The sequence below is a fragment of the Bacillota bacterium genome (genome assembly GCA_012727955.1).
GTDB lineage: Bacteria > Bacillota > Limnochordia > DTU087 > JAAYGB01 > JAAYGB01.
Genome location: JAAYGB010000023.1, coordinates 28,472 through 43,474, shown reverse-complemented (window position 1 = coordinate 43,474; position 15,003 = coordinate 28,472). Strand labels below are relative to the sequence as shown.

The 15,003-nt window shown below is 52.8% G+C and carries 17 protein-coding genes; 7 read left to right on the top strand and 10 right to left on the bottom strand.

The window, feature by feature from the left end; genetic code table 11:
• The first annotated feature begins 12 nt into the window (after positions 1–12).
• Complete coding sequence (locus GX030_04945; protein NLV91727.1) at positions 13–876, top strand: hypothetical protein; 864 nt, start codon at positions 13–15, stop codon at positions 874–876.
• A gap of 65 nt (positions 877–941) precedes the next feature.
• Positions 942–1,763: an undecaprenyl-diphosphate phosphatase gene (locus GX030_04940; protein ID NLV91726.1), complete on the top strand. Its 822-nt coding sequence runs from the start codon at positions 942–944 to the stop codon at positions 1,761–1,763.
• A gap of 83 nt (positions 1,764–1,846) precedes the next feature.
• Here the strand turns inward: GX030_04940 and GX030_04935 are convergent, their stop codons facing one another.
• Positions 1,847–2,719, bottom strand: coding sequence for a DUF4097 domain-containing protein (locus tag GX030_04935; protein ID NLV91725.1), 873 nt, complete (start codon positions 2,717–2,719; stop codon positions 1,847–1,849).
• Between the two features lie 5 nt (positions 2,720–2,724).
• Positions 2,725–3,555, bottom strand: coding sequence for a creatininase family protein (locus GX030_04930; GenBank protein NLV91724.1), 831 nt, complete (start codon positions 3,553–3,555; stop codon positions 2,725–2,727).
• Between the two features lie 176 nt (positions 3,556–3,731).
• On the opposite strand from GX030_04930, the gene GX030_04925 reads away from it, so the two are divergent.
• Positions 3,732–4,844 (top strand): hypothetical protein, encoded by a 1,113-nt coding sequence (locus tag GX030_04925; protein ID NLV91723.1) that lies wholly within the window; start codon positions 3,732–3,734, stop codon positions 4,842–4,844.
• 78 nt (positions 4,845–4,922) lie between these two features.
• Complete coding sequence (locus tag GX030_04920) at positions 4,923–5,543, top strand: hypothetical protein (protein NLV91722.1); 621 nt, start codon at positions 4,923–4,925, stop codon at positions 5,541–5,543.
• A 121-nt stretch (positions 5,544–5,664) separates the two neighbouring features.
• On the opposite strand, the gene GX030_04915 is transcribed toward GX030_04920, so the two are convergent.
• Together GX030_04915 and GX030_04910 are read right to left on the bottom strand one after the other, a co-directional pair.
• Complete coding sequence (locus GX030_04915; GenBank protein ID NLV91721.1) at positions 5,665–6,609, bottom strand: hypothetical protein; 945 nt, start codon at positions 6,607–6,609, stop codon at positions 5,665–5,667.
• Positions 6,610–6,613: 4 nt separating this feature from the next.
• Complete coding sequence (locus GX030_04910; protein NLV91720.1) at positions 6,614–7,333, bottom strand: hypothetical protein; 720 nt, start codon at positions 7,331–7,333, stop codon at positions 6,614–6,616.
• 229 nt (positions 7,334–7,562) lie between these two features.
• Here GX030_04910 and GX030_04905 point away from each other — a divergent pair, with 229 nt between their 5' ends.
• Genes GX030_04905 through GX030_04895 form a run of 3 tightly spaced genes read left to right on the top strand, consistent with a single transcriptional unit; the run spans position 7,563 to position 9,411 of the window.
• Positions 7,563–8,024, top strand: coding sequence for a helix-turn-helix domain-containing protein (locus GX030_04905; protein NLV91719.1), 462 nt, complete (start codon positions 7,563–7,565; stop codon positions 8,022–8,024).
• A gap of 6 nt (positions 8,025–8,030) precedes the next feature.
• Entirely contained in the window at positions 8,031–8,777 is a 747-nt protein-coding gene (locus GX030_04900) for an ABC transporter ATP-binding protein (protein NLV91718.1), read from the top strand.
• The gene (locus GX030_04895) at positions 8,767–9,411 is read left to right on the top strand and encodes an ABC-2 transporter permease (GenBank protein ID NLV91717.1); all 645 of its coding nucleotides are present in this window, start codon (positions 8,767–8,769) and stop codon (positions 9,409–9,411) included. The genes GX030_04900 and GX030_04895 overlap by 11 nt, the downstream gene beginning before the upstream one ends.
• 63 nt (positions 9,412–9,474) lie before the next feature.
• Here the strand turns inward: GX030_04895 and GX030_04890 are convergent, their stop codons facing one another.
• The 6 genes from GX030_04890 to GX030_04865 form a co-directional block, all read right to left on the bottom strand.
• Positions 9,475–10,155 (bottom strand): vitamin B12 dependent methionine synthase, encoded by a 681-nt coding sequence (locus GX030_04890; GenBank protein ID NLV91716.1) that lies wholly within the window; start codon positions 10,153–10,155, stop codon positions 9,475–9,477.
• A gap of 9 nt (positions 10,156–10,164) precedes the next feature.
• Complete coding sequence (locus tag GX030_04885; protein NLV91715.1) at positions 10,165–11,469, bottom strand: sulfatase; 1,305 nt, start codon at positions 11,467–11,469, stop codon at positions 10,165–10,167.
• A 59-nt stretch (positions 11,470–11,528) separates the two neighbouring features.
• Positions 11,529–12,401 carry a cation transporter gene (locus GX030_04880; protein ID NLV91714.1) on the bottom strand — a complete coding sequence of 291 codons (873 nt, stop codon included), beginning with the start codon at positions 12,399–12,401 and terminating at the stop codon, positions 11,529–11,531.
• A 38-nt stretch (positions 12,402–12,439) separates the two neighbouring features.
• Positions 12,440–13,438 carry a lipoate--protein ligase gene (locus GX030_04875; protein NLV91713.1) on the bottom strand — a complete coding sequence of 333 codons (999 nt, stop codon included), beginning with the start codon at positions 13,436–13,438 and terminating at the stop codon, positions 12,440–12,442.
• 18 nt (positions 13,439–13,456) lie between these two features.
• The gene (locus GX030_04870) at positions 13,457–14,539 is read right to left on the bottom strand and encodes a hypothetical protein (protein ID NLV91712.1); all 1,083 of its coding nucleotides are present in this window, start codon (positions 14,537–14,539) and stop codon (positions 13,457–13,459) included.
• A 67-nt stretch (positions 14,540–14,606) separates the two neighbouring features.
• On the bottom strand, positions 14,607–14,834 hold the full coding sequence (locus tag GX030_04865) for a hypothetical protein (GenBank protein ID NLV91711.1): 228 nt from the start codon (positions 14,832–14,834) through the stop codon (positions 14,607–14,609).
• Positions 14,835–15,003: the final 169 nt, after the last annotated feature.

Genomic DNA, 15,003 nt, shown 5'->3' with positions numbered 1-15,003 from the left:
GGAGGCAACAGAATGGCGCGTATTCCGCGGGAAAATCGGTGGATACTGGCGGCTTGGATGAATTCCGTCGGTAGTGGCCAAAGAGTGGAGCGAGGCAGAGCCTATGCCAGAAAGGGTCATGTCCAGGCCATGTACTTTGACGCCGGATATATCGGAGGACGGGTTCTTGGCACTAGAGCAGAACCCTACTCCGTCAACATCACTTTTCCCGAGTTCACCCAGAAGGAGTGGCAGAGTCTGCTGCTGCTGCCAAATTGGAATCGGTGGATCACCACCCTTAATCAGGGACGCTTCCCTACCCCAGTGGCTGAAGCCATCGATGACGCCCTAGATGGCGACCTGAGTCTGATCCCCAAAGGGCAGGAGATGTCCTTTAGCTGTAATTGCCCCGACTGGGTCTCCCCCTGCAAACATATCGTGGCAGTGCTTCATGAGATGGGGATAAAATCGGCACGGGATCCCCGGCAGCTCTTTGCCCTGCGGGGCAAGCCTTGGGAGAAGTTCATCACTGAACTCACCTCCCTAGCCCCCCGGTCAAGGCCGCGAGTAGAAGGCCCGGCCACCACCATCAACGGGGTGGTGCTGGCCCAGGGTCACTGGGTGGATCCCAAGGCCTTTTGGCTAACCGAAGAGGAGCCGAACTTAGCCGTTGGCACTTCCAATGCAGATGGTGTTAGCCAAGAAATGCCGGCACAAAGGCCGAAGCAGATCATCGATTTGCTCCTAGACCATGTCACCCTGCCCAGCAGCTTAGCCCAGGAGCCAGCCTTTGCCAACAGAATGCGGCGGTGGTATGATGATGTCTATCAGTGGGTTAGGACCTTGGCAGACAGCGGTGACGAGGCTTCGACTCATCTTGCGCCACCGAAGGAATAATGGTAATATTTAGCAGTATTGGGCTCAGATTTCAACGGATGTGGAATGCATAGGGGGTTATTTAGATGCTGTGGATGGAATTGGTCAAGGTCGTCCTGATCGGTATCCTTGAAGGGATCACGGAGTGGCTGCCCATCAGCAGTACCGGTCATATGATTCTACTCGATGAGTTTGTCCGCCTCAATGCTTCCGAGGCCTTTAAGGAAATGTTTCTGGTCGTGATTCAACTGGGAGCGATTATGGCCGTCGTTCTTTTGTATTTCCACAAACTAAACCCCTTTGCGTCCAATAAGTCTTCCCAGGCTAAAAGGGACACGATGGCGATTTGGTATAAGGTGATAGTTGGAGTGATTCCCGCCGCAGTGCTGGGGTTGCTCTTTGACGACTGGCTCAACGAACGTTTCTACAACTATATTACCGTCGCGGTGACACTGATCCTATATGGCGTGCTTTTTATCGTTATCGAAAACCGAAACAAGGAAAGACAGCCCCGGATTAAGGGCTTTGGACAACTCTCCTACGCCACTGCCTTTGGCATCGGATTGTTTCAGGTACTGTCGCTGATTCCCGGCACCTCCCGTTCTGGAGCGACTATCCTCGGGGGAATTATCCTGGGGACGTCACGACACATCGCCGCGGAATACTCCTTTTTCCTTTCGATCCCGGTGATGTTTGGCGCCAGCGCCCTAAAGCTGGTCAAGTTCGGCTTGAGCTTCACAGCCATGGAAATCGCCCTTTTGCTCACCGGAATGATTGTCGCCTTCGTTGTCTCGGTGATAGCCATCCGCTTTCTGTTGGTCTACATCAAGAACAACGACTTCAAAGCCTTCGGTTGGTACCGCATCCTCCTGGGCCTCTTGGTCCTCGGATATTTCGCTCTGGCCTAGAATTCAAACAGCCCACTGTCTGCGTCATCGAATCCCCACGATTGGGATTTTCAAGACAGTGGGCTGAATACGTCTTACCTTATCTACATCTCTACTACTGAAATCCCACCATTGGAGGTCCTGATCCTCACTGTGACCCCGTCATCGCCAATGGTGGTTTCTACCCGCCTGCCACGGATATGATTGCCACCGAGGTCAATTACAGCACTTTCATTGGAGGTACCCAGCTCAAAGCGGCCTTGAGTCCCGGCGGGAACCTTAAGATTCACCGATCCGTTAGAAGTCTCAAAGGTATGCTGGCCACGGCCGGCAAAGTCTACTTTTCCCCTAATTGCACCGTTGCTGGTCCTCACCGTACTGGAATCGGTGATGGTGACTCCGTCCAGGGAGATTGCTCCGTTAGAGGTCCGGAGATTGACTCTGCCTACGCCCCTTTGCACCAGCAACCGACCGTTGCTGCTTCGCAAGCTAATATCTCCCTTAAAGGAAAGTACCTCGATGCTCCCATTACTGGTGGTCAGATCTAGGTTGGCCTTGGCATCGGCAACGACGATTGTGCCGTTGCTGGTAGTGGCCCGAAGGGCTTCTAGCTGGTCTGCCGGCAATTGTACGGTGATGGCGGTGTTGGAGCTGATCACTCCCCATCGCCAACGGGGTCTGCGAACTGCCAACCTTGCCCGACTGCCCGTTGAGTCCCAAAGGACATCGATTTCCTCTAGGTAACTGCCCATAGCGCCGGGAAGAAATCCCTGGACACTTAGCTTGACGGTAATCTTAGCTTCACTGCCCGGCTGCCAGGTAATGCTGCCGTTGTAGGTCTCGATCTCAAGGATGGTAGTTTTGCTGTCGATTGCAAACTCCCGTTGCCGGGTCACCCGGGCCTCACTCACCGCTGACTTGGGAGTCCACCCCAGTAGGATAGCGAGACAAACCACCAACGCAAGGGCTACCTTCACCTGTTTCACTCCCCTTTTGGTTCCTCTCGGCGCCACAACCCCTCCAAGAGGCTGCACCCATGGGCTCGATAAATGCTCTCGTTGGCCAGCCGATGATGTACTTCCTTGACAATCACGTCAGCAGCCGCCTCTAGGGTCAGTTGACCAAACTCCGCAGTGGCATCCTGGGGAGCCAGTTTTCCTCCCGCGCCGACGATTCTTTCCCCCTTCGGTGGCAGCAAACTCAGATCCACCGTTTCGGGGTGCAGGGCCATCAAATGAGAAGTCTCCCATCCACCGGCATGGTCGCCGGCACAATCAAACCGGTCCTTGATGAGGAGATAGTCGACACAGGCCCAGGCCAACATACCATGATAGCGGCTGTATTCCCGTTGGTTAAACTGACAAACCGCGGCTCGAGCATGATCGATCAGAGGATAATGTCCGGCAACTAACACCCCCAACCTAAAGCCCAAACTCTCTGCCTGTGCCAAGATGTGCAGAAGTAACTTGTGGTAGTTGAGCGCCTGCTCCGTGGCCGTGAAGGGCTGCCGCTCCGGGGAAAAGTTCTCCACCGGCAGCTCCATAGCCGCGGCAATATCCTCCTTGTCGCCAGAATTGGCCTCCATCAACCCCTCGGAGCGGCTGTCACCGTACCAAAGGGGTGGAAAAACCAATCCACCTCCCTTTCGAGCACAAAGCTCCGCCAATCCCATGGCTTGCAGGGTATCGGCACCTACAGGGTTGTGAACTCCATGCCACTCCAAGTTACCCAGGGGAATGTAGACTACGGGACAAGCCTTTCTTCTTTCCACGATTTGCTGCGGTCGCAACATATGATACCTGACTTCACTCAAAGCTCTTACCTCCCCAGTGGTTTGCTTCCGGTCATACGAAGGAATTGTTCACCTTGTGCTTAACGTGATCTTCAGCCTTATTCTTCTTGGCCGGCTCTGGGCTTACCTGCCAATCACCGCGATAGGCCTAGAGTTAGAACCAAGGAGGAACTCTATGTTTTAGGAGGTTTGTTGCCATGGATATTTGGCTCTTCGGCTCACCGACAAGCTCAGAAGCACTAAGGGCCCTAAAGCAAGCGGGAGTCAGCAGGGTAGTTGCCCGAGGTGAGGCCCTCGCCGCTGCCCAAGCAGAGGGCTTAACTTCCTATACAGTGCTGCATGCCTTTCCCACCACCGACGACCAAGAGGATCTAGCCCAGGACGTGTGGGGGCGACCCATCGAATGGTTCGGCTCTGCCTGCCCCAACTCTGCCGGCAGCCGCAGTAAGTTTTTCAATTCCCTAGCCGCAATAAAATCCCAGGTTGCGGGAGTGTTCTTAGATGGGGTTCGTTTCCCATCCTTCGGGTCCTCACCTTCGCCCAGCGCCTTCTTTTCCTGCTTCTGCCCTCGCTGTCAACGGGATATGCAGGCTAAGGGATACGACCCAAGGGTAATCCAAGGCGATGTGCAAAGACTGGCTGAGATTCTCCTTAAGGGACCGGTGGACCAAGCAAGCTGCCTCCTGAAGGCGATGGTTTCTCCCAGTGGCTGGTTTGGCCTTACTACCCGCTTTCCCGGCCTTCAGCAGTGGCTTTGCTACAAGGTGGACTGCATCGATGAATTCACCGAGAAAGCAGCTCAGCAACTTGCAGCAACCAGTACCCAGTTATGCGGATTCCTCTTCCAACCGGCGCTGGCCTACTTTGTGGGGCAAGACTACTACCGCCTTTCGCACCATCTGGCCATTATCTCCCCCATGATCTACCGCAACTACCCCACTGTGCCGGGACCAGCGACCATTAACCAGGAGCTGGAGACGATGGCAGAGTTTTTGGCAAAGGGCAGGGAACTGGATCGGGCCCGTTGCCTAGAGGATCTAATTAGCTCCACCGGTCTGCCCTTTACCCGAGAAGGGAATCTGCTGGCGATGGCCCCGGAGGGTGTGGTCAACGAAACCTTGGCGGCCAAGGCTTTGGTGGCCGATTCCTGCCGGGTAATCCCCATTATTTGGGCTGGAGATCCACTGCTGGCCACCACCCTTGAAAAGCTGGCCTTGGCTGGGATTGATGACTGCATCCTTTTCAGCTATCAGGCGGGAGTTGATGTCCATTCGAACCAGTTGGCTCAAATCATCGCAGAGAGAAAATAGAGGAATCTTTCTTCTTAGCTGCTAATATATGTCTAGGTTAACCCACCAGACCATCCCCTTCAGAAAGGGGATGTTTCCTTGCTGCGAAGAATCACAGTAATCTTGGGGCTAATTCTCACCCTCCTGTTCGTTGTCGGATGTGACAGCCCTCCAACGGAAATTTCCGTGCAACCCCGGCCGTTGTCCCAGCGACCGGAAATTGCCGTCGTCGACTTTACCAATGCCACGAACTCTGCTGGAATTGGACGAGGCGTTGCCGACATGTTAGAGGCCGATCTGGTCCAAACCCAGCGGTATCAGGTGATTTCCCGGCATCAATGGAATGCCATCCTGCGGGAGCAGATTTACCAAAATCTGTACTTGCATCCTGAGCGGGCGGTTCGGACTGGGGAGATGGTAGGGGCCAAATACTTGATTACCGGCAGCGTCAATCAAGCCCGAGTGGAACCGGTGAGAATGAGCGTCGCAGATCTGAGTTTTCAAGGCCACAAGGCAACGGTAAGCGTAACTTTGCAGGTCATTGAAGTGGCCACCGGTACTATCGTTGAGGCCTTTGACTGCTTTGGCAGCGCCACCCAAGCCTCTGGTCGAGTGCTAGACATCGAGATCGGCAACACTGGGTGGGAGGGCTCCTTATTAGGCAAAGCTTGTAGGGATGCCATTGCTAAGGCGGTCAACCACTTGGCCGCTTGCATTTAGATGTCAGCCCCCCACAAAAAGCCCATTGAATCAACTAGGACAAGGCAAGGTGTCAAACCTTAGCCTTGTCCTTTTCTGAATGTCTGTGGTTAAGACACGCCCTTTCTCGTACCGGTACAGGCTATTGGACAACATTCATCTGTAAAAAAGCACTGCGACCGCCAAAGACAAGCAGCTTCGCTAGTTCGTCATAAATTGTATGCCCCGCCTTTCGATACATGAGACCAAAACCCATGAGGCTAGCTAGGAGTAAGAAGGGGCCGGACAACAAAAATGCTAAGGCTGATGTTGCTGTGGTATAGACACCAAAGCTGAAGGTCACTCCCAGCAATAGGCTGAAGGACTTGATCAGCGTGGTCAAGAACAGATATGCCCCAAAACCAAATCCAGAAATGATCATCTGCGCCAGGGCTATACCCGACGCCTGCTTAAGGAAAGTAATCACATGCTTGGCAGAAAGCTCGTCAAGCCCCATCGTTGTTCTGATGGCTTCCTGTTCCGCTTGGCTTAGACTCTGGATCTCTTCCCTTAAGACTGCCTCAAGCTCCTCCAGCTCAGAGTCTGTCATCTGAGTCAATTGCTCCTGGATCTGGGCGATTTTTTCTTCCAGACAGTGCTCGAAGACCAGGGCTTCTAATACTTCTATGTCTTGGTCTATCGGGATTTTGCACGCCTTGGCCGCTCTTTTGATTAGGGCTTCACTAACGGCAGAGGTGCTGGACGTAGGATCCACACCGGCTATCTGCGCCATCCGGACAAGCAGATTTTTGCCTAGATCAAACTCACCGAGGGCATCCAATTGCCTGTATTCCCGTTCAATAGCTGCTTGCAGGGTGTTGACATCCCAATCCAACTGTTCCTTCATCCGCTTCACACCCTCGGCCCAATCCGATGAAAACTGACCCAGGAGCAGCTGGGACACCTGGAATACCAGGTCCTTTCCCCTTTTCAATCCCTGTTGGGCGCCCTCGGACAAGACATTGCGGCTGTTGATGGCGTTCAGCTGGGCCAACAGGGCGATCTTCTCCTCCCGGGAAAGTCTGTCCAGCCCTATCATGAACAACATGCCATCACCCCCTTTGGAACGAGTGTCCAGTAATATCTCGAAAGGTTTCTGCAACGTAAGTACGGGCTGTTTCCACCTCGTCCGCCAGCACCAAAGCGAAAAGGTCATTAGCGATTTGAAAGGCCCACAAAGAGTTTCCTAGGAGCCACAGTCTGTCATCAATCAGGGTGCCCTTCACCAGGGACCCGAAAAATGGGAAGATGACAGCCTTTGGTTGAAAGACATCTACAGCCAAATGAATGCCAACACCAACGGCATAGGCACCCAAAACCGTGCCAGTAACCTTGTGAACAACCCGATAGGGCCACAAATGGTTCTTATCCTCTGTGGACTGAACCCACATCCGATACAGCTTCCGAAGGGCAACAAGACCCAGGGCACTATGAAACAAGAAGAAGCGATGGTTGCCAATGCCCAAGAGACGAATATCCAGATCCGGCGCGACAAGTCCCTTCGACAGACCCCATAGGCCGCTGGGCACCAGAACCGCCATCTTAGCAAGATTGTAGGTGGAACAAACCAGGGATTCCAACTCTCTTTGCAGCTCTTGCAGGCGCTTTACATCGCCAAATATCGTAGAAGGCCCAATCGCTTCATCGTCACCGTCCAACAGATCATCGATCAGGGTTTCGATATATGCGATGCCCTTTTCTGTAGAGGTTTGTGTCAACCTTCCAGCCAACCTCTGCTTAGCAGTAAATCGAGTTACCCAATCCTCGTCCATCCTATCGCCTCCGACATTTGGTACACCATTTCTGTCTTGCGCAAATACTTCCACAATTGCCCAAGTGTACCTTTATTACCCAATACAGCTAGTTGTCCCCCCCTTCTCCCAAGTCGGCTTTTACCCGGACCTTCCATCCTGCCCGGTGACGCAACCAACATTAACAAGTAATGTGGGGATCCGTTGGTGTTGTTTTCGCATTTTACGGTGTATACTGGGTCCAGGAGGTATGAATAATCCCCGAGATAACATTGCTGCTAACCTTTGCCACCTGCGGAAAATCAACCGCATGTCCCAGGAGGAAGTTGCCGAAAAAATCGGCGTAAGTCGCCAGGCTGTGGCCAAATGGGAAAAGGGTGAATCTCTTCCCGATATTATTAACTGCGAAGCTTTGGCAGATTTGTATGACGTATCCTTGAATGACCTGGTGCGCTACGATCCAAAGAGCACGGGAATGCCCATCCCCCCACGAAATAAGCATCTCTTTGGGGTGGTAACCTTAGGTGAGAGGGGACAGATTGTACTGCCCAAGAAAGCCAGGGACATCTTCCACTTGCAGCCGGGAGATACCCTAGTGGTATTAGGAGACACAAATCCAGCCACCCCTGGAATCGCGTTGGTAGATAGTCGTTCTTTCCTGAATATGACGGGATATGCCATAGAAAGTATATTTGGTAACAAAGGAGATTAGCTGAATATGACAGTTTTGTCTGTAGCGGGATTGACCAAGCGTTATCCCAATTTCATACTTGAAGATGTTAGCTTCTCGCTGGCTCCAGGTCGAATCATGGGGTTGATTGGAAAGAATGGTGCTGGAAAAACCACCACGCTAAAATCAATCCTGAATCTGGTGAACCCAGACTCCGGCCATGTGGAAATGTTTGGCATGGACTTCAGAGCCCAAGAAGAGAGCTGCAAACAGAAAATCGGAGTTGTCTTAGGGGGAATAGATTTCTATAGACATAAGAAGCTGGCAGATATCACTAAGGTCACAAAGCGTTTTTACACAGACTGGGACGAAAGGGCTTACCAAAGGTATCTAGAGATGTTTTCCCTCGACCCCACAAAGAGGGTGAAGGAGCTTTCCTCTGGGATGAAGGTCAAGTACATGATCGCCTTGGCATTGTCCCACAATGCGAAACTGTTGATCTTTGACGAGCCCACCAGTGGACTGGACCCGGTATCGCGGAACGATCTCTTGACACTGTTTCGCCAGTTGGTCAAAGACGGGCAGCGAAGCATCCTCTATTCCACCCACATCACCTCGGATCTGGAAAAATGTGCCGATGACATCACCTATATCAAGGACGGAAGACTGCTGCGAAGTGCCGAAAAGGCTGCTTTCATTGAGTCCTTCCAATACTTGAAAAACCCCGGGGAAAGCAAAGAGCTATCCTTAGAGGAAATCATGATCCGTACGGAAAGGAGCAGCTGTGATGTTTGATCTTCTGTATAAGGAACTGCGGCTCGCGGCCCACCCTAATCTGTTTATATTCACATTCCTGGGTGTTCTGGTCATTGTTCCGGCCTACCCCTACGGAATGGTCTTTATCTTCGGCTGCCTCGCCCCCTTTATTACCTTCATGTATGGACGGGAGACCAATGACATTTACTATACGGCCCTGCTTCCGGTGAAGAAACGGGACACGGTGAAGGCGAAGTGCCTGCTGTTGGTGTTGGCCCAGATGACACAGCTCCTCATTTCCCTTCCCTTCGCTGTGCTGCGGGTGGGCTTGCTTCCAGGAGGTAATCCCGCCGGGATTGAGGCCAACGTGGCCTACTACGGCTTTGGCCTGGTGATTTACACCATCTTCAACGTGATTTTCCTGACCCAGTTCTTTAGGGACGCGCACAAGGTGGGAATTGCCTTCTTACTAGCGGTTACTCCCGCCGCTTTAGCAGTGTTGGCCATGGAGATCATCGTGCATTTTCCCAGGTTTGCCTGGCTGGACAGTGTAGAGCCGGCTATGCTGGTGCGCCAGCTGCCCATCTTGCTTACTGGTGTAGTGGTGTACATCACCGGGAATATTGCGGCCTACCGGATCTCCGCTAGCCGATTTGAACGGGTTGATCTGTAGAAAAAAGCCATCTCGGGCCCGAGGCGTTGGGACCCAGAGATGGCTTTGTGTTTGTCGTCAACCCTAACCTGCGTAGCGAGCCTGGTATAGCCCTTCATCGTAGGGTGCCCGTCTTCCGGGACAGTTCTCCCGGGGGCAAAGCTGACAATTCTCAAAGTTGTGCTCCGTTGCAAACCGAAATCCAGATATGGATTTAATGGGACGCATCAATGAAGAGTCACTGAGCTCCACTCCGATAACCAAAGGTGAACCTCCCAGCAAAGCAAAAAGCTTTTGCTGCTCGGGCAAGGGCCAGTCGGGCAAGGAACCTGGATTCATCGAGGCACTCTTTCCCGGCAGCACCTTATTGATATCCTTAAGAAAGGCCTCTACAGCAGCATTTAAACCCAGCCGACAGATCTCGTCCGCGGCGTATTGCATCAACATATCATCGAAGAATTCCATCCACTCCTGCAGCTCCCGACCACAGGAAGCCACGTACGCAAAGACGCGATGGGCACTATCCAGGTTAACTCGCAGAATCCGACTCTCAAAGCGGATCCCGCCGATCACCACGTAGTCGTCACCCTTCTCATCGATGTCAAAGGGTGCATAGATCACTTTCGGCCGAGCTATCTGGCGAGCTTCCTTTACCATCTGCTCTACCCAGACAGCATCCTCACTATCGGGGTCAATGTGAAGCCGGCTGAGAACTTGGTCCAGCCCAAGCTCCAGGACAATGTTATCTAACACCTTTGGTTTCACAGTCTATCCCTACTCCCATTCTCCAGAATTGGGGCTGAGGGTGGTGCGAGTGTTCACCATCGCTCCCTCGGGCTTAGGTACCCGATGACCCTGCAATAGAGGATCCTCTGTCTGCTCCATCCAATCCCTCAACCGCTGTGATAGGTCCTTGTACACAGCCTCGTAGCGAGGATCGTCCACGAGATTCACCCGCTCCAGCGGATCGTGATACAGGTCAAAGAGCATCTCCTTGTCCCGAGCCAGCTCCATCAGCCCGTTGTCCACCAGCAAAGACTTACTTAGGGAATCGTCAATGTTGGCCGGAACATAGCGATCGTGATCATCAAAGAGCTTGATCAGTTTGTACCGCTTAGTTCTAATAGCTCGCATTGGCTCGTAGGCTGCATGGTATGTGACCTCGGTGAACAGCTCCTTCCGAATTTCCTCCTTCTCCCCGGTAAACAGAGGAACCATAGAATTACCCTGCAGCCACTCGGGTTTTTCATGGTTAAACATGTCGCAAATCGTTGGGAAGACGTCGATGTGAGAGACGAGACTGTCGATGGCTTTGCCCTTAGCAGGATTGTTGGGGTAGTTGAAGATCAAAGCCACTCCCGTTCCGGTGTCATAGAGATTGCACTTCATCTTCGGAAAGGCAATTCCGTGATCCGTGGTGAAAATCACCAAGGTTTCATCCTTCAGACCCGACTGCTCCAGGGCCTCCATTACGATACCAACACAGCGATCGACCACCTTAGCAGAGGTGATGAAGGCCGCCATGTCTTCCCGAACTTCTTTGGTGTCGGGCAAGGGCAGCGGGGGTTGAACATAATCGGGATTGACGTCGGGATCTATCTCGGGAAAGGGCCTGTGGGTATTCTGCATCCCGAAGGACAGGAAAAAGGGCTTCTCATGGGGCGATTTCAGGTACTCCGCCACGGCAGCTGCTCCCGACAGGTCTACTTCGATGGCGTTCTTTCCTGAGGTAGGCAGAATCCTATCGTAACCGATGTCCTCGGCATTGGCAGCTTCATGTTGCACCCCGCACAGGACTGTTTCAAATCCCTTATCACCCAGGAAGTTAGCTAGGTGCTTGCTGTAGTCATTGAGACTAAAACCCCGGTGGGCAAGGCCGATCATCCCGCAGGAATGGGGAGCCATTCCTGTGAGCAAAGCGGCGCGACTGGGCGAACAGGTCGGAGCTGCGTTGTAGGCTTGGCGAAACAGGGTACCGGTCTCTGCCAGCGTCATCAGATTCGGGGTCGGTACCCCGTAACCATAGGGCTGGATGTATCGACCGGTGTCATGGGTATGAACGTAGAGAATGTTGCGCATCGTCTTCCTCCTATGTTTAGTGATCCAAGTACTAAACCCATCACGACAACATTAGGGAATTAGCCAGTAAATTCCTTCTCTTTCTCGGTGTTATCACCGACAAAAAGATCCACATGAACGAAGGTGTTATCAATTTCCGGCAAGGCATCCACTGCCCATTTCACCTGCTCGCTGATGTCATGGGCCTCCCCCACCGATAAACGGGAATCCACCTCGATATGCACGTCGGCATGGATGCGATCCCCGACAAAGTGGGCACGGATTTCATCAATCCCCTTCACACCGGCAATAGCCAAGGCGGTTTTTTCAATCATCGCAATGGTCTCAGGATCGGCAGCTCTACCCATGAGGTATCCGGCGTTTTCCATCCCAATCCGAATCCCGGAAAAAAGAATCCAGGCCCCGATGAACAAGGCCGCTAACTCATCGTAGCGTCCACCGACAAACACACCAATAAACACCACCAACGAGGAGAGAATGTCGTTACGGGCATCGATGAATCCTGCCATCAGCGCTTTGCTCCGACTGCGGCGAGCTGCCGCATAGTAAAGCACTGCCTGAAAGGCTTTAATCACCACTGCGGCAATCAGTACCATCAGAATCCTTGATGTCACATGCAGGGGCTCGTCGACGATAAAGGCGACGATGGCATCCTTGATAATCGTCCCACCTAGGATGGCAGCTACAATGGCAATAATAAACCCCGCCAGAGGCTCAGCCCGCCGATGACCAAAGGGATGGTCCTCATCGGGCTCCTGATTGTGCAGCCAGACAGCAATACTTAAAGCAGTGTAAGAGAATACGTCCAGAAGGGAGTTAAGGGCATCGGAGACCGCGGCGATACTGCCCGATGCCGTTCCGGCCCAAAGCTTCATCCCAAACAAGGCGACGTTGACTCCTACACCGAAGTACGCCAGTTTCGTGTTATCCACTCTATCACTCCGTCGGTAGTATTGTCGGTAACCGCCCGCTATAGGACCAGGCAGCTGATCCAGTCACTGACATCGGAAACTATAGATGCGGCGGAGTTCGAATCCGTTGCCACATCAGCCACGGCCTGAGCCATAGCCGATTGAGTAAAGGGCACTCCCAGCAAACTGGTAGCCATGGCCTCCACCAAGTCGGCATCCATCGCGTCGGAAAAAATCTTCGCTTCACAGATCCGTCCCTGCCTTAAATTCAGCGCCAACTCGATCCCGCCCCAAGGAAAGCGGGTCTCAAAGGTCACGGCAAACTGGGGCGTCTGCCCGTAGCGCCACTGCCAAGAGCTGTACTTGGCCACCAACCGGTCAAACTCCCCGCCTTGAGGAAGAAGGGGTATCTCTCCCTGGAAATTACTGTAAGCAGCGGCGAAGTGTTCGACGATCCTTTGCTGCACAGCTGCCACCGTCAAAGTGGGATTCAGCTCTGCCAGATTGATCACCCGAGCCCGCAGTGATTCCACGCCCTTGGCCGCCATCTTCGCCGATGACACCTGCAGGAAGCGACTGAGCTTGGTAAAGTCACAATTTACCATTACCGTGCCATGGTGAAAAGCCGCCTGTCGCTCTAGATAAAAGGCATTTCCCGAGAATTTTCTTCCCGAAACTTCGAGATCGTTGCGCCCGGAAAACTCCGCCTCGATTCCCACGGACCGCACCGCGTCTAGGATCACCTGGAGTTGACGCTCTACGTCATAGACATCCCGGCCGGCAAGAAAGGTGAAATTAAGATTGCCTAAGTCGTGGTAAACCGCGCCTCCCCCAGACAGCCGCCGAGCCAACTTGCCTCCCGAGGCCTCTAGCTCTTGGCAGCGGCACTCCTTCCAGGCATTTTGATTCCGGCCAATAACTACGGTATGATGATTTTGCCACAAATACAAAATTACTTGTCCCGGCTCAACTCGCCTTAACAACCATTCCTCCACAGCCAAGTTGTACCAAGGGTCTATGCTCCTGGAGAAAAAAACATATGCTACCTTGACGACCATGATGATGTTGCTTCACCCCTAGAAACCCAAGACAGCTCGCTTTTCGGTGAGGTAATATTTATAGTCCTCTAATTTGACTCCCGCGGGCACCCGGTGATCGACGTGGGGTATGTATCCTCCCTCCTCGATGATCGGCACCAGGCGTTTCAGCTCCTGGAGGATAGCTTCCTTCCCCGCCAACAAGGCCATCTTATCGAAGCCACCGAGCATCAACAGATCCTTGCCGTAACGGCGACGAAGTTCCACGGGATCAGACCCCGCTCGAACCTCCACGGGAAACATGCAGTTGTATCCTGCCTCAAGCCAGATGTCAACTACCCCGTTGATGTTGCCATCACAATCCGTATAAATCACATCAACGCCATAACGGTGGACCAGCTTGGCAATCCGCTGATATCTCGGCAGCAAGAATTCTCGGAACATCGCCGGCCCAATGATGCACCCGTTGTTAAAACAAATGTCCTCCCAACCGGCAGCAAAATCAAACTGAATCCGCTGGAGATAGGGCTCGATACCTACTTCGATCATCCTACACTGGGTTTCAATGATTTCATCCATCAGTTCTGGATCGTCATACATCATCAGGGCGATCCCTTCAAAACCCATGCGATCTCGAGGCTTGCCAAACAAAGACCCGATATTGATCCCCACCGGCACCGTGGCTTGGCGCAACTGGGCAGCCAATTCATCTAGTTCCTCCTCGGAAGGAATCCGCTGGGGATCATTGGGATCCAACCGATGCTTATACTCCTCCCAGGTGCGACGGTCCTTAATAGGGAAATCTAGGTAATGGGGGATCGAAGAGCCCTCCTTTGGCACAGCACACAGGACCCCTTCGCTGTCATAGACAATTAGGTTGTCCCCCTCTTCCCTCACTACCTCCCGGGGAAAGGTCGGGATCACGCCCAAACGAGGCCCCACCTCGATCCTTTCGTCAAAGCCGAAATAGGCGTTGGCCTGGGCCTCATTGTCAATGCTGCGAGGTAACCCCTGCTCATGCCACTCACTGTACAACTCATCCCAGTACCCAAACTCATAGTGGGGAATGCGATCTACACTCTGAAAATGCATCACTCGCTGCCACCGCTCCCGAGGCGTCATCTCTTCAGTATAGGGCGCCTGGGGTCTTAACACGGACTGTCCTGCCATGCTCTTCACCTCTTAGGAACTAACGCTGTTTTTCTTCTTTATCTCTGCCCTTCTTCTTTTGGTCCCTTTTGGCGTTGGACCTTTCGATAAAGGCATAGACTACCCAGATGGCCAAGACCATCGACAAGCGACTGAGCAGCAATTCGCTGTTAAAGTCCCTGCCGTAAATCAAATCGAAAATCACCAAGACCACTGCAAAAAAGCCGGTGAATCCTATGACCTCTCGTTTCAATAGCCACTTAAGCACTGATGACCGCTCCTTCTCTGGCAACTTGTTAACTTCAACTTTTCCGGCCTATTTCCAAAGGCACAGTGGTTGTCACCACATACTTATCTTCTCCCGAGAGATAAGTTCCCCTACCAAATTCTTGCGATGGGCTGGCGGTAGTTGACAAAAAAAGCCACAGGGCTCAAGA